The 17,087-nt window shown below is 66.9% G+C and carries 18 protein-coding genes; 8 read left to right on the top strand and 10 right to left on the bottom strand.

Features of this window, described 5'->3' with window-relative positions:
- Position 1: 1 nt before the first annotated feature.
- The 3 genes from LIX00_RS12075 to LIX00_RS12065 form a co-directional block, all read right to left on the bottom strand.
- Positions 2-277 (bottom strand): ubiquitin-like small modifier protein 1, encoded by a 276-nt coding sequence (locus LIX00_RS12075; protein ID WP_227353438.1) that lies wholly within the window; start codon positions 275-277, stop codon positions 2-4.
- 141 nt (positions 278-418) lie between these two features.
- Complete coding sequence (locus tag LIX00_RS12070) at positions 419-1,582, bottom strand: DUF8167 domain-containing protein (RefSeq protein ID WP_227353437.1); 1,164 nt, start codon at positions 1,580-1,582, stop codon at positions 419-421.
- Positions 1,579-2,766 (bottom strand): potassium channel family protein, encoded by a 1,188-nt coding sequence (locus LIX00_RS12065; RefSeq protein WP_227353436.1) that lies wholly within the window; start codon positions 2,764-2,766, stop codon positions 1,579-1,581. The genes LIX00_RS12070 and LIX00_RS12065 overlap by 4 nt, the downstream gene beginning before the upstream one ends.
- 159 nt (positions 2,767-2,925) lie before the next feature.
- On the opposite strand from LIX00_RS12065, the gene LIX00_RS12060 reads away from it, so the two are divergent.
- A complete protein-coding gene (locus LIX00_RS12060) occupies positions 2,926-4,107 on the top strand; it encodes an NAD-binding protein (protein WP_227353435.1) in 1,182 nt (393 codons plus the stop codon).
- A 19-nt stretch (positions 4,108-4,126) separates the two neighbouring features.
- On the opposite strand, the gene LIX00_RS12055 is transcribed toward LIX00_RS12060, so the two are convergent.
- The 4 genes from LIX00_RS12055 to LIX00_RS12040 form a co-directional block, all read right to left on the bottom strand.
- Positions 4,127-5,626 carry an HPP family protein gene (locus LIX00_RS12055; RefSeq protein WP_227353434.1) on the bottom strand — a complete coding sequence of 500 codons (1,500 nt, stop codon included), beginning with the start codon at positions 5,624-5,626 and terminating at the stop codon, positions 4,127-4,129.
- Positions 5,627-5,663: 37 nt separating this feature from the next.
- Positions 5,664-6,398, bottom strand: coding sequence for a guanosine phosphorylase (locus LIX00_RS12050; RefSeq protein ID WP_227353433.1), 735 nt, complete (start codon positions 6,396-6,398; stop codon positions 5,664-5,666).
- A gap of 228 nt (positions 6,399-6,626) precedes the next feature.
- Entirely contained in the window at positions 6,627-7,091 is a 465-nt protein-coding gene (locus LIX00_RS12045; RefSeq protein ID WP_227353432.1) for a DUF5812 family protein, read from the bottom strand.
- A gap of 64 nt (positions 7,092-7,155) precedes the next feature.
- Positions 7,156-7,674, bottom strand: a complete 519-nt coding sequence (locus tag LIX00_RS12040; RefSeq protein WP_227353431.1) for a DUF8056 family protein — start codon at positions 7,672-7,674, stop codon at positions 7,156-7,158.
- A 113-nt stretch (positions 7,675-7,787) separates the two neighbouring features.
- On the opposite strand from LIX00_RS12040, the gene LIX00_RS12035 reads away from it, so the two are divergent.
- On the top strand, positions 7,788-8,384 hold the full coding sequence (locus LIX00_RS12035) for an NUDIX hydrolase (protein ID WP_227353430.1): 597 nt from the start codon (positions 7,788-7,790) through the stop codon (positions 8,382-8,384).
- A gap of 84 nt (positions 8,385-8,468) precedes the next feature.
- Positions 8,469-8,810, top strand: a complete 342-nt coding sequence (locus LIX00_RS26500; RefSeq protein WP_497007339.1) for a DUF7991 family protein — start codon at positions 8,469-8,471, stop codon at positions 8,808-8,810.
- 408 nt (positions 8,811-9,218) lie between these two features.
- Here LIX00_RS26500 and tmk read toward each other — a convergent pair whose 3' ends face one another.
- Positions 9,219-9,812, bottom strand: coding sequence for a dTMP kinase (gene tmk, locus LIX00_RS12025; RefSeq protein WP_227353428.1), 594 nt, complete (start codon positions 9,810-9,812; stop codon positions 9,219-9,221).
- An 83-nt stretch (positions 9,813-9,895) separates the two neighbouring features.
- On the opposite strand from tmk, the gene LIX00_RS12020 reads away from it, so the two are divergent.
- The 4 genes from LIX00_RS12020 (at position 9,896) to cofC (ending at position 13,626) form a co-directional block, all read left to right on the top strand.
- On the top strand, positions 9,896-10,792 hold the full coding sequence (locus tag LIX00_RS12020; protein ID WP_227353427.1) for a complex I NDUFA9 subunit family protein: 897 nt from the start codon (positions 9,896-9,898) through the stop codon (positions 10,790-10,792).
- Positions 10,793-10,993: 201 nt separating this feature from the next.
- The gene (locus tag LIX00_RS12015) at positions 10,994-12,169 is read left to right on the top strand and encodes a tubulin/FtsZ family protein (protein ID WP_227353426.1); all 1,176 of its coding nucleotides are present in this window, start codon (positions 10,994-10,996) and stop codon (positions 12,167-12,169) included.
- Entirely contained in the window at positions 12,147-12,944 is a 798-nt protein-coding gene (locus LIX00_RS12010) for a hypothetical protein (protein ID WP_227353425.1), read from the top strand. The genes LIX00_RS12015 and LIX00_RS12010 overlap by 23 nt, the downstream gene beginning before the upstream one ends.
- Positions 12,945-13,014: 70 nt before the next feature.
- Positions 13,015-13,626: a 2-phospho-L-lactate guanylyltransferase gene (gene cofC / locus LIX00_RS12005; protein ID WP_227353424.1), complete on the top strand. Its 612-nt coding sequence runs from the start codon at positions 13,015-13,017 to the stop codon at positions 13,624-13,626.
- 14 nt (positions 13,627-13,640) lie between these two features.
- Here the strand turns inward: cofC and LIX00_RS12000 are convergent, their stop codons facing one another.
- Positions 13,641-14,363 (bottom strand): S24/S26 family peptidase, encoded by a 723-nt coding sequence (locus LIX00_RS12000; RefSeq protein WP_227353423.1) that lies wholly within the window; start codon positions 14,361-14,363, stop codon positions 13,641-13,643.
- A gap of 159 nt (positions 14,364-14,522) precedes the next feature.
- On the opposite strand from LIX00_RS12000, the gene cofG reads away from it, so the two are divergent.
- The gene (gene cofG, locus LIX00_RS11995) at positions 14,523-15,608 is read left to right on the top strand and encodes a 7,8-didemethyl-8-hydroxy-5-deazariboflavin synthase subunit CofG (protein WP_227353422.1); all 1,086 of its coding nucleotides are present in this window, start codon (positions 14,523-14,525) and stop codon (positions 15,606-15,608) included.
- A gap of 81 nt (positions 15,609-15,689) precedes the next feature.
- Here cofG and cofH read toward each other — a convergent pair whose 3' ends face one another.
- Complete coding sequence (gene cofH, locus LIX00_RS11990; protein ID WP_227353421.1) at positions 15,690-17,039, bottom strand: 7,8-didemethyl-8-hydroxy-5-deazariboflavin synthase subunit CofH; 1,350 nt, start codon at positions 17,037-17,039, stop codon at positions 15,690-15,692.
- Positions 17,040-17,087 lie beyond the last annotated feature (48 nt).

Genomic DNA, 17,087 nt, shown 5'->3' with positions numbered 1-17,087 from the left:
CTTAGCCACCGCTCACGGGCGGAAAGAGCGCGAGCTCGTCGCCCGACTCTAGCTCCGTCTCCAGCCCGTTTTCGGTGAAGACGTTCGTCCCGCTTCGGAGGACGTTGATGTGGTCGCGGAGGCGGCCGTCCTCGTCGAGCACGCGGTCTTCGAGTTCCGGGCGCGGTTCGAGAAGCGCGTCCAAGGCGTCGCCCACGGTGTCGCCCGGTTCGACGTCCACGGACACCGTCTTGTCTCCGGCGAGCTCCGCGAGGTCCGCGAAGAGTTTCCACTGCATAGTTGCCGTGACGGGTGGGTGCGGGAAGTGGCTTTCTCTCTCGGAGGATGGCGTTCGGTGTCGGCCTCGCCGTCAGGGGGACGAGCAGCGCGACGAACGCCGGCGTCGGGGCGACCATCGCCCGAGTTTGGTTTCGTCATCCTACTTAAATACTCGCGCGGGTTCGCCCGCCCGGTCGTCCGCCGCCCGTTCGATTCGTCGGAGGAGGCTCGGACGGGCGACGACGTAGAGCGTATCGCTTTCCGCGAGCGTTCGGGAACGAAGGGGGAGCGGCTCGACGGGGCCGGATTCGGGGTGAACCGCGACCACGGCCGCGTCGAGACTGCCGACCGGAACCCCGACGAGGTCGCTTCCCGGCGCGACCGTCACCGCGCCGATGGTCTCGGCGGCGGCCCGCAGTCGGGCGGCGAACTCGCGCTCCGGTCGGTCCCGCGTCGGGAGCGTCACCAGCCGATACCGCTCCGTCGCGTCGAGCTTCCTCGCTTCCGTCGCGTCCACCGCCACCGTCGCCACGTCCTCCGCGACGCCTCGGAGTTCGCCGGTCACGACGCGCTCGGCACCGTCTTCGTCTCGTCGCCAGACGGCGACCGCATCGCCGACGCCCGCGCTGAAGGCCGGGTCCGCTCGAAGCGCGACCGCGACCGTTCCGGGCGCGAGCGTCGGGCCGAGACCGGCGACGCGACTTCCGAGCGCGAGGTACTCGACGGTTCCGTCGGCGGCGAGGTCGACGTCCGCGTAGCCGACGCCGTGGTCGTCCTTGAGTCGGGCGACGAGACGCTCCCTGAGTTCGGCGACGGTCAGCCCCCGCGGAAACAGGAAGGTCGAACCTGCCAGTTCCTCCTTCGTTCCTTCGGAGACGGCGTCGTGGCCGTCGATGTCGTGGATGCTCTCCGGAAGCGTGACCGCGACGACGCGCCCCACCGCGCCCACGATTCTGCTCACGTCGTCGTCGAGCTTCGTCGCCCCCGAAAGCGCCGCCACGTTGGTCGTCAGTCGGTCGCCGAGCCGCGCGCCGACGAGGGCGGTGAGTCCCGCGAGGACGAACGAGACCACGGTTACCGCCGCCTCCGTCGGTGCCACCAGGTCCTGAGTTCCGCCGAGGAACGGTTGGAGCGTCCGCCATGTGCTCGTCGCTATGCCAACCGCACCGATTCCGGCGAGCACCGCGACCCCGTTCGGTATCCGTTCGCGGGCGTACCAGCGATGGGCGAACGCGACCGCGCCGGCGACCGCCCCCGAGAGGACGGCGAGTCCGACGATGCGAGCCAGTGTATCGACCGGAGTCGAGGGGAGTTGCTGTATCATCCGACCGCCTCCGAGAACCGGTCCAGCGCGGTTCGCGTTCCCGCGACGTACAGTTCGTCGCCGTCGGCGAGCACGGTCGTCCCGGGCGGCGCGACCGTCCAGTCGTCGTCCCGCTCGACCGCGAGTATCGCCACGCCGTAGCTGTCTCGAACGCGCGTTTCGCCGAGCGTCGCTCCGTCGAGTTCGCTCCCCGCCCGTATCGACATCCGCCCGAACTGCTGTCCCGCGCGCTCGAGCAGGTTGACGAGTTGGAACTCGGAGCGCCGTCCGCGCGAACGAACTCGCAGTTTCGACGGCTCGCCTTCGAGGAGCCTCGTCGCGTCGGCCCTCGAAACCGAAACCGTCAGGCGTCCGTCCCCGCCGGTCGTCGTCGGCGCGCGCGAAACCGGTTCGCCGTCATCGGCCGCGTCGTCGGTCGATTCGCTGTCGGTTTTCGCGCTCAGAACCGTTCCGGCCACCTCGTCGTCGGCGACCGCGAACGCGACCTCGTCGCCCCGAGCGAGACCGGTCGGCACGAGCGTGTCGACCGACACAGCTCGTCGGTTCGGCGGAACCCGGCGGGAGAGCGACCCTTCCGGCGGGGCGGCGCTCACCGTCGCCGTCCCCGTCGCGTCGATTTCGACGGTCACGTCCGCGAACTCGTGTTCGGTTCTGAGACGGTCGGCCAGCCGCGACTCCAACTCCCGAAGCGGGAGGTCGGCGGGGAACGTCCACTCCCCCTCGCGCAGTTTCGCCCGCAGGTCGTCCGACAACGGCGGGTAGCCCTCGATATCCCCGATTTCGCCCGCGACGGTGACGCGAACCCGGCCGAACCGCCCGACCCGCTCTATCACGTCGCTCGAAAGGCGGTGCTCCCGCAGTCGCCGAAGGCCGATGCGCCGGGGGAACGACGCGCCCATCGCGTCGCCTTTCGCGTGGGCGTACTGCGTCGCCAGCATCACGACGATGACCCCGACGACGCCGATCGGGGAGTTGACGACGGGGGGGTCCAGCAGGCCGAGCAGTCCGCCCTGCACGCCCGCGATGGCGACCCCGAGCACCACGACGGCGAACCCCGGAAGCGTGACGCCGGTCACGTACCGGAACACGAACCCGAGGCTCCACGCGACGAGCGCCGGAACGACGCCGGTGAGCGCTCCGAGGTACAGGCCGAGGAGCAGTGCGACCGGAAGCGGGTACTCCATACACCGAGCAGACCCGGCGAGCACAAAGACGTACCGACCCCCAAGGTCGGGAACGTTGGTCACGGTGACGCCCCGGGCGACGATCGGTTCGCGGTGGGTGGGTTTCGACGGACCGATCGGCCATCTGATTTATCATTCGCGGCGTAGGAGGACGCTCGTATGGAATGGGGTGTGCTGCAGGGTGGCGTCTCGGCGCGCATCGTCGCGTGGCTGACGATCGGCGTCGCGCTGCTCTCCATCGCCACCGGGTTGGTCGCGACCGCCACCGGCGACGGCGGATTGTTCGGCGGCGCAATCCCCATCGCGGTTCGAACGACGGCGTCGTACACCGGCACCATCGTCGGATTCCTGTTGCTCATCTCCGCCGTCGGTCTCCGACGCGGCCTCCGCACCGCCTGGTACGCGAGCAGCGTGCTGGTACCCCTGGCCGGGATTCACGGACTGCTGCAGTCGTCGCCGTACTCGCTACCGCTCATCGGCGCTTCCCTCGTCACCTTCCCCCTGCTGCTCGGAACGCGTCGACGGTTCGAGCGACCGCTCGCGCTGACGGCGGCGCAACTCGCCGCCGCGGCCGCCGTCGTCGGGGCGCAGTTGTACGGAACGTTCGGCGCGTACGCGCTTCAGGACGATTTCGCCAATCTCGATTCGCTGTTCGACGCCTTCTACTTCACCGTCATCACCGCGAGTACGGTGGGATACGGCGACATTTATCCGATGACCACCTTCGCTCGCGCGTTCGGAATGACCGTCATCATCTTCGGTACCGGCAGCTTCGCGGTCGCGTTGGGCGTTCTATTCACGCCCATCGTCGAGAACAGATTCGCCAGCGCCCTCGGCAGAACCACGGACACCAACGTCGAACTCATGGAGAACCACTTGCTCGTGCTCGGATACGGACGGCTACTCACCGAATCGATTATCGACGAACTCGGCGGTCGAACCGAGTACCTACTCGTCGTCGACGACACCGACCTCGCAAGCGAACTGCGGGAGCGGCGGCAAAACGTCCTTCACGGCGACCCGAGCGACGAGAAGTTGCTCCGGCGCGTCGGCATCGAACGGGCGCAGTCGGTGCTCGTCGCGACCGACAACGACGCCGAGGACGCGCTCGCGGTGCTGACCGCCCGACAGCTGAACCCCGACGTTCGTATCGTCGCGGGGGCGACCGAGAGCGAGAACGTGGCGAAACTGCGGCGGGCGGGCGCCGACGTCGTCGTCAGTCCGTCGTTCATCGGTCGGCTACTCGTCAAGGCGGCGCTCGGCGGAGAGCACGTGGAGGAACTGGCCGACCGGTTGGCCGGCGACGACGCGAATCGAACGCTCGACGAATTTCAAAGATGAGGTCGGGCGACCGTGGCGTTCACCCGCGGTGGACGACCGCCACGTCGCAGTCGATTTCGTGCATTCGCTCGAACGTCGGCGGCGAGATGAACCGCGAGGCCGCGCTCCGGTCCGTGCTCGCCCCGATGATGGCGAGGTCGTAGTGGCCGTCGTTCGCCGCGAGGAAGTCCTCGATGTTGCTCCGCGAGACGCGCGTCTCGAACGACCCGGAGAACGCCTCCACGAGGTCGGCGAGGGTCGATTCGGCGCTCCTACGCTCCGCTTCGCGATCGATGCAGGTACAGACGCTCACCGACCCCGACCGTCCGACGAGTCGTCGTGCGAAGTCGATCATCGTGTGAGCCGTGTCGCCGGCGCGTCTGACCGGAACGAGAACGCGTTTCCAGCGCCGACGCGGTTCGCTATCGGGTGCAGGTCGGTACGCGATGGCGTCGATCCGACCTCGGAAAAGACCCCTGATGAACGGCGAGAGGCCGCCGTGTTTCTCCTCGTACGGCACGACGATGAGGTCGCAGTTCACCTCGCGGGCGGTCTTCAAGACGGTCTTGGCGGACGGTGTCCCGTCGCCCGTGACGACGACCTCGCAGGGGACGCCCATCTGCGTCCGGATTCGGTGCGCCTGCGTTTCCAGCCGATTGGCGGCTTCGTCGGCCGCCTGCGCTTCGGCGGCCTCCTCCTGGGAAGCGAGTTCCGCCGCGTCCGGGTCGACGAAGCGCTGCCGATTCGCGTCGGACTTCGCCATCGTCTCCTCGGCTTCTTCGATGGCGGATTCGTCGACGATGTCGGCCAGTACGACCTTCCCGGCGTCGTGCGCCGCCGCCAGCTTCGCGCCGAACATCGCCGCCGCCTCGGCGTGCGCGCCGCGCACGGGGACGAGCACGTGGTCGTCGCCCTTCGTCGAGCGGTAGAGGTAGCGCGCCCTGCGCTCGTAGAACTCGCGCCGCCAGACGACGAACACCCCGGCGACGATACTGCTAGAAATCGCGATGCCGAGGACGTAGAGGAAACCATTGAAGAAGCTGTCCACGCCCGTAAACGGGAACATGAGGACGAGCAGCGCCGTGGAGAACGCCGTCGGCTGTTCGAGGTCGAGCAACCACGTCGTCAACACCGTCAGAAAAATACCGAGCGCCGCACCGCCCGCGTGAATCGTCATCTCGCCGGGCGAGACGTGATAGAGGAATTTAGCAGACAGTCCCAGCGCGCCCCAACCGCAGAGCGCCCCGGCGGTCATCCCCCCGACGAACTTCGTCGGGGAAGCGTACTTCCCCTCCGGGTCGGCGAAGAGGGTGTAGGTACCCGACGCGAGCGGCGGCCACAGCAGAAACGACACGGGTTCCAGCCTATTCGAGAGCCACGTGATGCCGGCGATGAGGAGGGGTGCGACCACCAGTATCGTCAGCCGGGTCAGATTCTGGGTGTGTTCGACCCACCGCCAGAACTGTCGAGCCTCGCGCCGCTCGAACCGGCGGATGCGGCGGAGCATCGCGTGATACCGCATCAGCAGGTCGTCGAACATGAGAAAAACTGCGGGAGTCGAAAATAAATGCGTTCCGTTACCGGGAGAGGGAGACGACCGCGTCGAGCGAGATGCGAATGGCGCGCTCGACGTTGTTCTTCGCCTTCTCGGGGAGTTCGTCGTCCTCGGTGTCGGTTCCCTTCTGCGTTCCCTTCACGAGGTTTCCGTCCGCGGTGCAGATGGCTCCCGAGCGCATCCCCTTCCGGCGGGCGATGGAGAAGACGGCGGCGGCCTCCATTTCGACGCAGAGGATGTTCGCTTCCTCCCAGTCCGCGACGTACTCGTCTGTTTCGGCGTAGAAGGCGTCGTCGCTCGCGATGGGGCCGACGTGAACGTCCTCGTCGTTCGTTTCCGCGGAATCGACCAGCGCGGAGAGCACCTCGTAGTCCGGCACGGCGGGGTAGGTGTCCTTCTCGTAGCGTCGGGTCGTCCCCTCGTCTTTCGCCGCGCCCGTTGCGATAACCATGTCGCCGATTTCGATGTACTCCTGGAGCGCCCCGGTCGTCCCGACGCGAATCACGGTGTCGACGCCGACGGCCGCCATCTCTTCGATGGCGATGGTCGCGGAGGGACAGCCGATGCCGGTCGAGCAGATCGTGAGGGGAACGCCCTCGTACTCGGCGTTGACGACCTTGTACTCGCGGTTCTCCGAGACGACCTCGGAGGAGTCGCACTGCGCCGCGATTCGGTCGACGCGCCCCGGGTCGCCCGGAATCAGCGCGATGTCGTTCAGGTCGCCCTCGTCCACGAGCAGGTGCGGTTGCGTTGCCATGCGAGATGGGTTCTCGGGAACGCGAGAAAAAGCGTCCGGGTTCGGGTGCGACGGGACGATTCTGTCACGTTAGTCATATTTACTCGGCACGTCCCACTGTCCCGGTTGCGGCGACGAGGTCGACGAACTGGTGAAAGGAAGCGCGTCCGCGGGCACACCGTCAGCGCGGCGACCGTCCGGGAGCGCCCGCACCGCGGCGCGATTCTCGGCGCGAGCGACGACGGATAGTCACGGTAAGTAGCGAACGCTCACCACGCCGTCTTCCGACCGAACCTCGACGCGGTTCACGCCCAGTCGGGCCGCTCGCGCGAGGGTTCCTTCGTCGTCCAGCACGTCGCTCGCGGCGGTTTCGGTCTCCTCCGGCGGCACCGAGAGGACGTGAATCTCGCCGATTCCGGCGCGCTCGGTCCGGGCGAGGTCGCCCACGTCCTGTTCGGCGGCCATCTCGCGCTCCTGCGTCGTCGGCGGTTCGTCGCTCTCCTCGACCGAAAGCGGTCGCCGATCGTCGATGTCCACCACCTCCCACGTCACCTCCATCGGCGGTTCGGGGGCGACCGTGGCGTCGACGGCGTCGCGAGGTTCGACGCCGGGGTTGGTCGAGAGGGTGTGCACCTGTCCGTCGCGAACGTCCTTCAGCACGGCCGAATCGTCCTCGGCGTGGGTGACGAGGAACGTGCTCGACTTCTCGGTCATGGGCGGGGATAGGTCGTCGGTCCTTTTCCGGATTCCGCTCTCCCGGTCGCGCTCGCCGAACCGCTCACCGGACGAGACGGTGGAGGACGAAGACGAGGAGCGCGGCGACGAGCGGCGGGATGAGACCGGATAACTGCGGGAGCGAGTAGAGGAACCCGCCGACCGCGCCGGGGTTCGGGGACTGGTACTTCGGGGGGACGGTGATGACGAGTCCGACGTACAGCGAGACGACGAAGACGAACCCCGAGAGGGCGAGCAGGGTGTCGTAGGCGGGGCGGGGCGTCTCGCCGCGTCGGTGGCGGCGCGCGACGAACAGCACCGGCGCGAACAGCGGCCCGAGGACGAAGATGGCGATGACGCCGAGGAAGGCGTTCGAAGTCGTCGTCAGCGCCGACTGCCCGAGGACCTCGGTGAACCAGAACACCAGCGCCAGCACGAAGATGATAGCGAGAAAGACGCCGAGGACGAAACTGACGAGGACGTAGAACTTGAAGGCCATCGAGTCGGACGCGCGAAAACTGTAGCGGAACGCGCCGAGGAGGCCGGAGTAGTCGTCAGTTTCGGCGGTTGCGGCGTCGGTCATCGCTCGAAACTCGAACTCGCGCCAAGGTAAATGACGCGACTCGCGCCGACGGACGGCGCTCGGGGCGGACGCGTTCCGAAGAACGTTTGAGACGGATGGTTCTCTGTACCAGTATGAGCACCGACAGCGCCGCAGACTCGCCCGGGGAGTCGCTCTCCGAGGACGCCGACGAAGTCCACAAGAACGCCCGAAAGTCCGTCGTCGCCGTGGACGCGGACGACAACGAACAGGAAGTCGTCAACCGCCTCGAAGCGCACACGGGAGACGGCATCCGCCACCGAGCGTTCACCGCGCTCATCTTCGACGAGGACGGCGACATCCTGCTCGCCCAGCGCGCGCCGACCAAGCGCCTCTGGGACACCTACTGGGACGGCACCGTCGCGTCCCACCCAAGTCCGGGCCAGTCGCAGGTGGACGCGACCCGCCAGCGCCTCGACGACGAACTCGGCATCTCGCCCGACCAGTACGACGACCTGCGCCAGACCGACCAGTTCGAGTACAAACGCTACTACGCCCGCGAGGGCGTCGAGCACGAGGTCTGCGCCGTGCTGAAACTCACCCTGCACGACACCGCGCTCGACCCGGACGAGGAGGAAGTCGCGGGCCTGATGTGGGTGCCCTACGAGCGCCTGTACGAACACCCCAAGTGGTACCGCCAACTGCGCCTCTGCCCGTGGTTCGAAATCGCCATGCGCCGCGATTTCGAGTAGAACGCGTCCGGACGGCGAGGACCTGTCGCGGTGGCACGGCCGCCTTCCGGTACGCAAAAGAACGATGACATCCTAGCTCCGGACATGGTCTCGGCCGCTACGACGCTCGGCTTTCTCGTCATCATCGCAGTCAACACCGTCATCACGGCCGTCGTCGTCCGTTTCTTCCGATTACGGCTCTCGACGCGCTGGGGAGCCGTGGTGTACACCCTGCTACTGATTCCCCTCGTCTACGTCGCCACGACGCTCGTGTTGAGCGGCGTGATCGGTTTCGGCGGGAGCGGCGTCAGGGACAGGGGCACCGCCCTCATCCTCATCTGGGTGCTCCCGTTCACGCTCGGCGTGTCCATCGACCTGTTCTGGATGCCTCCCCCCGACGAGATCGACCTTCCCGACAAGTCGCGCGAGCAACAGCAGGGTCGCTGAGGGGACGACCGCGAGCCACCCCGCGCCCGCCGCGACCGCGATTCCCTCCCAGAGGTGGACGAGGCCGACCGGGCCCACGACCACCCCGGCGACGACGGTTCCGACGACGGCCCGGAGCCACGGCGTCGGCGACCCGCTCAGCGCGAGCAGGGCGTCGAGGGCGTCGAAGACGAGCAGCGCGGCGACGACGTTCCGCGTGCGCACGCGAACTTTGGTCGAACGCTCCGGACGCTCCGGGCGTTCGAACGCGGGAAAGACGAGCCGAATCCGGCCGGGGAGCGTGATCGGAGGGAGGCTCATCGGCGGGAGCGTGAATCGGATTCCCGAATCGTCGTCCCTGTCTGCCATGGATGGAGTACGACGTCGAGCGTGAAAACTGCTCGTTCGCCGGTCGCACCTCCGCGTCGCCTACTCGTCCGCGTCGTCGGTCACGCGCTCGATGGTCGAGACGACGCCGTCGATGACGGCTTCGGGCGACTGCGTGGCGTCCACGCGGACGAACCGCCCCGGTTCGGCGTCCATCAGTCGCTCGTAGTTCGACCGAACCTGCGCGAGGAATCCGGCCTGTTCGAACTTGTTCGTCGCGCCGCTTCGCGCCGCCCCGGTTTCGGGGTCGACGTCGAGGTAGACGGTGCAGTCCGGCGGTCGCGTCCACGGCTTGTGAACGCCGACGATGTACTCCATGGGGCGCGTCACGCGCCCGTCCAGCGCGACCGCCTGATAGGCGTACCGCGAGTCGGAGTAGCGGTCGGAGATGACGAGTTTGCCGTCGTCGAGCGCGGGTCGGACGGTGTTCGAGAGGTGGGCCGCGTGGTCGGCCGTGTAGAGGAACAGCTCGGCGATGGGGTCGGCGTCGTCGTCCTCGACGGAGCGTTCGACGGCCTCGCCGTACCACGAATCGGTCGGTTCGCGGGTGAACACCGCGTCGGGGTACTCCTCGCGGAGCACCTCCCAGACGGTGGTCTTTCCGCTCCCGTCCAACCCTTCCAGCGTTATCAGCATGTCCGGACGTTCGAGTCGAGCGATAAAATCTTCGGGGTTTTTCAGCAAGTAGATTTACCTACTTTCGTGCACATATCTAAACTATGAAGGTTCTCGTAGCCGGCGGAACCGGGTTCATCGGGAGGAATCTCGTGCGCGAACTCCACGAGCGGGGCCACGAGGTGACGGTTCTCGCGCGCAACCCGGACGAGGCCGACGTTCCCGACGGCGTCGAGCGAGCGATGGGAGACGTGACCGCGCTCGCGTCCATCGAGGGTGCGTTCGAGGGACAGGACGCGGTGGTCAACTTCGTCGCGCTCTCGCCGCTGTTCAAACCGCCGCGCGGACTGACGCACATGAGCGTCCACCTCGGGGGTACGCAGAACATCGTCCGAGCCGCGGAGGAACACGACGTCGGGAAGATCGTTCAGATAAGCGCCCTCGGTGCCGACCCGACCGGGCCGACCGACTACATCCGGGCGAAGGGGCAGGCCGAGGAGGTCGTGAAAAGGTCCGACCTGCGGTGGACGATATTCCGCCCGTCCATCGTCTTCGGCGAGGGGAGCGAGTTCCTCTCGTTCACGAAGATGCTCACGCCGCCCTACCTCGCGCCCCTCCCGGGCGGCGGGAAGACCCGATTCCAGCCCATCTGGGTGGAAGATTTCGTCCCGATACTGGCGGACGGTCTCGACGAAGCCCACGACGGCGAAATCTACCGGATCGGCGGACCGGAGGTGTTGACCCTCGCGGACGTGGCGAAGCTCGTCCGTCGCGCGGAGGGACAGCCGGTCACCGTCGTTCCACTGCCGATGGCGCTGGCGGGGGCGGGCCTGAAAGTCGGCGGCGCGATTCCGGGCTTTCCGATGGGGGCAGACCAGTATCGGTCGTTGAAGTTCGACAACACCGTCCCCGACAACGACGCGACCGAATTCGGCGTCGACCCGGAGGAGATGACGACCCTCGGCGAGTATCTCGGGGTTACGTCCGGCGAATTTAGTTGACAGAAAAAAGATCGGAGTGGATATATCCAGACTTAAAGAGGGGGTGTATGAAAGCCATCCAGTCGACCTCGATAGAATTGTCAACGCGCCGCCGTCCACCGTTTTCTGGCTGAGATTGTCACCGTACTGAAACGGCTTGCACCACAAGATTTATACTCTTATTCATATTGGTATTCTCACAACGGAGAACGGTATCGAAAAATGAAACTCGCGATGATCGGATTCGGTCAGGCAGGCGGAAAGGTCGTTGACAAGTTCCTGGAATACGACCAGCGAACACGGAGCGGCATCGTTCGTGCCGCTGTCGCGGTCAACACCGCGCGTGCCGACCTCATGGGCCTGGAACACGTTCCACAAGAGAACCGTGTACTCATCGGACAGTCCCGCGTCAAAGGACACGGCGTGGGTGCGGACAACGAACTCGGCGCGGAAATCGCCGAGGAGGATATCGACGAAGTGCAGGGCGCTATCGACAACATCCCCGTCCACGAAGTCGACGCCTTCCTCATAATCGCCGGAATGGGCGGCGGGTCGGGAAGCGGCGGCGCGCCCGTGGTGGCGAAGCACCTGAAGCGCATCTACACCGAACCCGTCTACGGGCTCGGTATCCTGCCCGGGAGCGACGAAGGGGGCATCTACACCTTGAACGCGGCGCGCTCGTTCCAGACGTTCGTCCGCGAAGTGGACAACCTGATGGTGTTCGACAACGACTCGTGGCGTCAGTCGGGCGAGAGCGTCGAGAGCGGCTACTCCGAAATCAACGAGGAGATAGTCACGCGATTCGGCATCCTCTTCGGAGCGGGCGAAGTCGGCGGCGGCGACGACGTCGCGGAGAGCGTCGTCGACTCCAGCGAGATCATCAACACGCTCGCCGGCGGCGGCGTCTCGACCATCGGCTACGCCGCGGAAGACGTCGAAATGCAGAGCTCCGGCGGCCTCCTCTCGCGGTTCACCGGAAACGGCGGCGGTCCCGGCGAAGACACCGCCCACACGACGAACCGCATCACGAGCCTCGTCCGGAAGGCGGCGCTCGGTCGACTGACCCTCCCCTGCGAGATTCAGGGAACCGAACGCGCGCTGCTCGTCCTGAGCGGTCCGTCGCAGCACCTGAACCGGAAAGGTATCGAGCGCGGTCGCAAGTGGCTCGAAGAGCAGACCGGCAGCATGGAAGTTCGCGGCGGCGACTACCCCGTCCACGAACCGCACGTCGCGAGCGTCGTCCTGTTGTCGGGCGTGACGAACGTGCCGCGAATCAAGGAACTCCAACAGGTCGCCATCGAGGCGCAGGACAACATCGAAGAGATCCGCCAAGAGAGCGAAACGAACCTCGAAGGTCTCGTCGAGGATGAAGAGGATGAACTCGACCCGCTGTTCTAACCTGACAGCACTCCTCCTCGTCATCGCGCTGACCCTCTCGGCAGTCGCGCCCGCCGCGGCGATTTCGACCGACCAGCGGGGCGTTCCGGACGACGCGAGGGTGGGGGAGCAGGTGAGCGGGACGTTCACGCTGACCGACCTCTACGGCGAGTACGAACGGTGGACGCTCGGCGGAGAGACCGAACTGACCAACGTGACGTGGACCGTCACGACGTACGACCAAGCGGGGAACCAGAAGGAAAAGCAGTCCTACGACGGACAGTCGTTCGAGCACGCGCTCAGCCTCGACAGCGACGCGAGCGAGGTGCGCGTGACGGTGACCGGCACCGTCCCCGAGGTCGAGAACTTCAGCTACGAGGACCAGCAAGCGTTCACGTTCGCGAAACTCGGCCAGTCCCGCGAGGGCGGTAGCAGCGACGAAATCGAAACGTGGACGGCGAACCACCACACCGACGAGAGCAAAGCGGCCCGCGCGTCCATCGTCGCCGCACGGCAGGCCATCGACGACGCGCCGAAGGGTGCCGACACGTCGGACGCGGAGAGTTCGCTGAACGACGCCGTCACGGCGTACAACGACGAGAGTTTCGAACTCGCGGGGAGTCTCGCGGACAAGGCGAAAGAGAGCGCCGGGTCGGCCTCGAAGCAGGCCCAGCAATCGGCGCAGACGACCAAACTGCTGACGTACGGCGGGGCCGCAATTCTCGGCCTGGTCGTCGTCGGCGGTGCGGGCTACTGGTACCGGTCCCGACAGCAGACCAACTACCGCCTGCGCTGACCGCCGACATCGCCGACCGTCGGACTCGATTTTCGCAACCCCTTAACCCGTTAGCCGAGTAGCACCGCCCATGCAGGTGGTGGTGCCGTTCGCGGCGGGCGAACCGAAGACCCGACTCGCCGACGTGCTCGCGCGCGACGAGCGCCGCGAGTTCGCGCGCGCGATGCTCGGAGACGTGCTCTCCGCCGTTCGCGCGACCGGTCGGGAACCCGCGGTGCTCACCACCCGCCGAATCGACGTCGATGCGCCGCAGGTGGTCGACTCCCGACCGCTGACGCCCGCCGTGAACGCGGTGCTGGCCGAGGAGGGGACGACCGCGGTCGTGATGGCCGACCTCGCGCTGGCGACGCCGCGCGCGTTGGAACGACTGTTCTCCGCCGCGGGCGACGTGGTGCTCGCGCCCGGACGCGGGGGCGGGACGAACGCGCTCGTCGCGCGCCATCCCGAGTTCCGGGTCGATTACCACGGGACGTCGTACCTCGACCACCTCCGAATCGCGCGGGAGGTGGGTGCCTCCGTCGCGGAGGTCGACTCGAATCGACTCGCCACGGACGTGGACGAAATCGCCGACCTCGCGGAAGTGCTGACGCACGGCGACGGCGCTGCCCGCGACTGGCTTCTCGACGCGGGGTTCTCGCTCTCGGTGGCGGACGGGCGCGTCGAAGCGAGTCGGGAGAAGTGAGGGACGAGTCGAAATTACGTCGGGACGACCGCCGGAGCGGTGGCCGAACCGATCGCCGGGCGACCGGGGGATTCCAGCGGTTCGGGCGCTGGCGTCGCGGCGAGCGAGAGTCGAATCCACCCGAGCCACGGGATTCGGAGTTTCGCCTTGCCGACGACCCACGAGGGTTTGACGGGACCGCTGTGCGGGGCGAATCCCACTTGGTCGTAGCCCGCGTTGTCGTCCCCCTTCGTGATGAATCCGGCGTGCGGGGCGGGGCAGTTGGCCAGTTCTCGGCAGTTACTCGCGCCGGCGATGTACGCCGGGTTGGCTTCGTCGTACCAGTTCTCTCCGCTCTCGACCCAGAACATCGCGCGGTGGATGATGGGCGTTTCCCGGGCGTTGCCGTCGGGTGCGAAAATTATCACGTCGCCGTAGTCGTTGAAGCTCTGGTAACCCGACCGCTCTCCAGCGCGGTAGGTGACGACGCCCGTGTCTGCGTGGGAACCGTCGCCCGCGAGTCGGCCTTCGTCCATCACGAAAACGAGGTCGCCGCGTTCCATCTGGGGCTCCATGCTCCCGCTCTCGACGGCGACCATCGGCGGCCACACTCCGCTGACGGCGAACAGTACGAGACCGATCGCGACGACCCACAGCACCGTGTTCAGGACGTCGCGAACGAAGGCGACGGGTTCCTCGTCGGTGGTTCGCAACCAGCGGAGCAGTTCGGCGGGGCCGGCGTCGGTCGGAGGGGACATCTGTTGTCCGGGTTTTATTTTCCCTCGTTTGAATGTTTTGATGAACAGAAGGGCGAGCGCGGATACGACGGACCCCTCCGAATCGCGCTACTCAAACCATCCCGCATCTCGCTTCCGGCTTCCAAACCCACTTTTACCCGCGCGACCTACCACCAGCCAATGATTCCGGGGGCCGACGAGTACGACATCGACATCGCCATCGAAGCGTCCGAAATCGACCGCCTCCTCTCCGTCACCCCCGAGGACGTGTCCGCCGCCGACGCGCTCACCTACGCGAGGAACGTCTTCGTCCCCCTCACGACGGCCTGTCGGTACACCTGCACCTACTGCACCTACTTCGACCCACCGGGCGAGGCCTCCCTGCTCTCGACCGAGGAGGTCGGGGAGATACTCCGGACGGGCGCGGACGCCGGCTGTACCGAGGCGCTGTTCACCTTCGGCGACGACCCGGACGACCGTTACACGCGCGTCAACGACCAGTTGGCCGAGTGGGGACACGACTCCATTCACTCCTACCTCCGCGAGGTGTGCGAACTGGCGCTGGACGAGGGCTTGCTCCCGCACTCGAATCCGGGCGACCAGACAAGAGAGCAGATGGAACTCGTCGCCGACGTGAACGCCAGCATGGGCGTCATGCTGGAGACCACGGCGGACGTGTCGGCCCACGCCGGCCCGCGGCGGAAGAATCCGGGGCAGCGACTCGCCACGATTCGAACCGCGGGCGAGTTGGGCGTCCCGTTCACCACCGGCATCCTCGTCGGCATCGGCGAGGACTGGCGCGACAGGGCCGAGAGCCTGCTCGCCATCCGCGCGCTGCACGAGCGATACGGCCACGTGCAGGAGGTCATCGTCCAGAACGTCGTCCCGAACGAGCGGTCGCGGTTCGAGCGACCCTCCGTCGAGACGATGCGCCGGGCCGTGGCGATGGCGCGGGCGGCGCTCCCCGACGAAGTGTCGGTGCAAGTCCCGCCGAACCTCTCGCCGACGCGCGACCTGTTGGACTGCGGCGTGGACGACCTCGGCGGCGTCTCGCCCGTGACGGACGACTACATCAATCCGGACTACGCGTGGCCCGCGCTGCGCGAACTGGAGGACATCGCCGAGGGAGCGGGCGTTCCGCTGCGCGAGCGACTCCCGGTGTACGACCGATTCGTGGGGGGCGAGTGGCTGTCCGATTCCATCCGAACCGCCATCGACGCGGACGGCGGGGGTCGACGATTCCGCGACCTACTCGCCGACGTTTGAGCCCGCGAAGCGGGGTCGCGCGGGGTCGCCTCTCGAACGGAGTGCCGAACCGAGGGACGAGGGTGCCCGTTTCGAGATTGCTCACGGGACGAGCGGCGTCCCGTCCGCGCACGGGCCGAGCGTCGGCCCGAACGGCGGGTCGTCGGGGTCGATGTCGACTATCTGGCGGTAGTCGGTCGACCGCTCCGCGGGCCGTCGACCGACGGCGCTCACCATATCGACGTACTCCGCGAACGAGCGGAACTCGCCGAACTCGCCGCCGGCGCGCTTCGTGATCTCCTCGGAGAGGATGGTTCCCATGAAGTCGTTCGCGCCGCAGGAGAGCATCTTCAGCCCCTGCTCGTCGCCGTACTTCACCCACGAGGACTGGACGTTCTCGACGTTGTCCAGAAAGAGCCGGGAGACGGCGATCAGCAGTTCGTCCTCGTGCGTCGTCGCGCCCCCGTCGACCATGCCGCGCTCGTAGAGCGGCGTGTTCCTGTGGACGAACGAGAGCGGGACGAACTCGGTTATCGCGCCCGTCCGGTCTTGCACGTCGCGGACCCGTTCGAGGTGCATCACGCGGTGCATCTCGTTCTCGACGTGGCCGTACATGATGGTCGCGGTGGTGTCGAGACCGACGGTCGCCGCGGCCTCTATCGCTTCGACCCACTCGTCCGCGCCGATCTTTCCGGGGCAGATGACGCCGCGAACCTCGTCCACCAGAATCTCCGCGGCGGTACCCGGCACGCTGTCCAGCCCCGCGGCCTTCAGCCGGCGGAACACCTCCTCGTAGCTCCACTCCGTGCCGCGGCGGGCGTGGTAGGCCTCCTCGGGCGTCATCGAGTGGACGTGGACGCCGGGGAGGCTCATGGCGCGGAGCTGGTCGGCGTAGGTCGCCGGGTCCTTTTCGTAAGCCTCCGGAGATTTGTAGTTCAGGTCGCCGCGCTCGCTCGATTCGAGAATCTCGCGGTGTTCGTCGTCCAGCGCGAGGGCGGGGTGGAGACCGCTCACCGAGGTGACCTCGTAGATGCCTCGTTCGCGGGCGTCGGCGACGATTTCGCGCGATTCCTCCGGCGTCTTCGTGAATCCGCCGTGGTCGCCCCCGCCCTTCTCGAAGTTCTGCGCCGTGTTTTTGAAGTTGCAGAACAGACAGCCGGTGTTGCACGCGGTCGTGACGTTGTTGTTCAGGTTGGCGACGAACGTGACGCGGTCGCCGACCGTCTCCTCGCGCCGACGGTCCGCGGCCTCCAGCACGCGCTCTTTCCGGACGAGGTCGATTCCGGGGCGGTCGGTGCCGGTCGTCAGCAGTTCGACGCCGTCGGCGACCGTCAATCGGTCGCCGTTTCGCGCCTTTTCGAGCGCGTTCTCGAACGACTGGTCGGTTTCGGGAACGTGCTCGAAACCGAACTTCCCCCGGGGAACGTTGCTCTCGGCGCGCGCGGTGTTCATCACTCGCATCAACCGGTTCGACCCTCAAAAAGCGGTTGGTCGCGGCAG

Source organism: Haladaptatus salinisoli (genome assembly GCF_020614375.1).
Taxonomy (GTDB): Archaea; Halobacteriota; Halobacteria; order Halobacteriales; family Haladaptataceae; genus Haladaptatus; species Haladaptatus salinisoli.
Note: the sequence above shows the minus strand (reverse complement) of the source record. Positions and strands in the feature narration are given on the sequence as shown.

What these genes read in the sequence shown, in the direction of transcription:
- LIX00_RS12075 (WP_227353438.1), bottom strand. Translation starts at nt 277, where the DNA reads ATGCAGTGGAAACTCTTCGCGGACCTCGCGGAGCTCGCCGGAGACAAG.
- LIX00_RS12070 (WP_227353437.1), bottom strand. Translation starts at nt 1,582, where the DNA reads ATGATACAGCAACTCCCCTCGACTCCGGTCGATACACTGGCTCGCATC.
- LIX00_RS12065 (WP_227353436.1), bottom strand. Translation starts at nt 2,766, where the DNA reads ATGGAGTACCCGCTTCCGGTCGCACTGCTCCTCGGCCTGTACCTCGGA.
- LIX00_RS12060 (WP_227353435.1), top strand. Translation starts at nt 2,926, where the DNA reads ATGGAATGGGGTGTGCTGCAGGGTGGCGTCTCGGCGCGCATCGTCGCG.
- LIX00_RS12055 (WP_227353434.1), bottom strand. Translation starts at nt 5,626, where the DNA reads ATGTTCGACGACCTGCTGATGCGGTATCACGCGATGCTCCGCCGCATC.
- LIX00_RS12050 (WP_227353433.1), bottom strand. Translation starts at nt 6,398, where the DNA reads ATGGCAACGCAACCGCACCTGCTCGTGGACGAGGGCGACCTGAACGAC.
- LIX00_RS12045 (WP_227353432.1), bottom strand. Translation starts at nt 7,091, where the DNA reads ATGACCGAGAAGTCGAGCACGTTCCTCGTCACCCACGCCGAGGACGAT.
- LIX00_RS12040 (WP_227353431.1), bottom strand. Translation starts at nt 7,674, where the DNA reads ATGACCGACGCCGCAACCGCCGAAACTGACGACTACTCCGGCCTCCTC.
- LIX00_RS12035 (WP_227353430.1), top strand. Translation starts at nt 7,788, where the DNA reads ATGAGCACCGACAGCGCCGCAGACTCGCCCGGGGAGTCGCTCTCCGAG.
- LIX00_RS26500 (WP_497007339.1), top strand. Translation starts at nt 8,469, where the DNA reads ATGGTCTCGGCCGCTACGACGCTCGGCTTTCTCGTCATCATCGCAGTC.
- tmk (WP_227353428.1), bottom strand. Translation starts at nt 9,812, where the DNA reads ATGCTGATAACGCTGGAAGGGTTGGACGGGAGCGGAAAGACCACCGTC.
- LIX00_RS12020 (WP_227353427.1), top strand. Translation starts at nt 9,896, where the DNA reads ATGAAGGTTCTCGTAGCCGGCGGAACCGGGTTCATCGGGAGGAATCTC.
- LIX00_RS12015 (WP_227353426.1), top strand. Translation starts at nt 10,994, where the DNA reads ATGAAACTCGCGATGATCGGATTCGGTCAGGCAGGCGGAAAGGTCGTT.
- LIX00_RS12010 (WP_227353425.1), top strand. Translation starts at nt 12,147, where the DNA reads ATGAACTCGACCCGCTGTTCTAACCTGACAGCACTCCTCCTCGTCATC.
- cofC (WP_227353424.1), top strand. Translation starts at nt 13,015, where the DNA reads ATGCAGGTGGTGGTGCCGTTCGCGGCGGGCGAACCGAAGACCCGACTC.
- LIX00_RS12000 (WP_227353423.1), bottom strand. Translation starts at nt 14,363, where the DNA reads ATGTCCCCTCCGACCGACGCCGGCCCCGCCGAACTGCTCCGCTGGTTG.
- cofG (WP_227353422.1), top strand. Translation starts at nt 14,523, where the DNA reads ATGATTCCGGGGGCCGACGAGTACGACATCGACATCGCCATCGAAGCG.
- cofH (WP_227353421.1), bottom strand. Translation starts at nt 17,039, where the DNA reads ATGAACACCGCGCGCGCCGAGAGCAACGTTCCCCGGGGGAAGTTCGGT.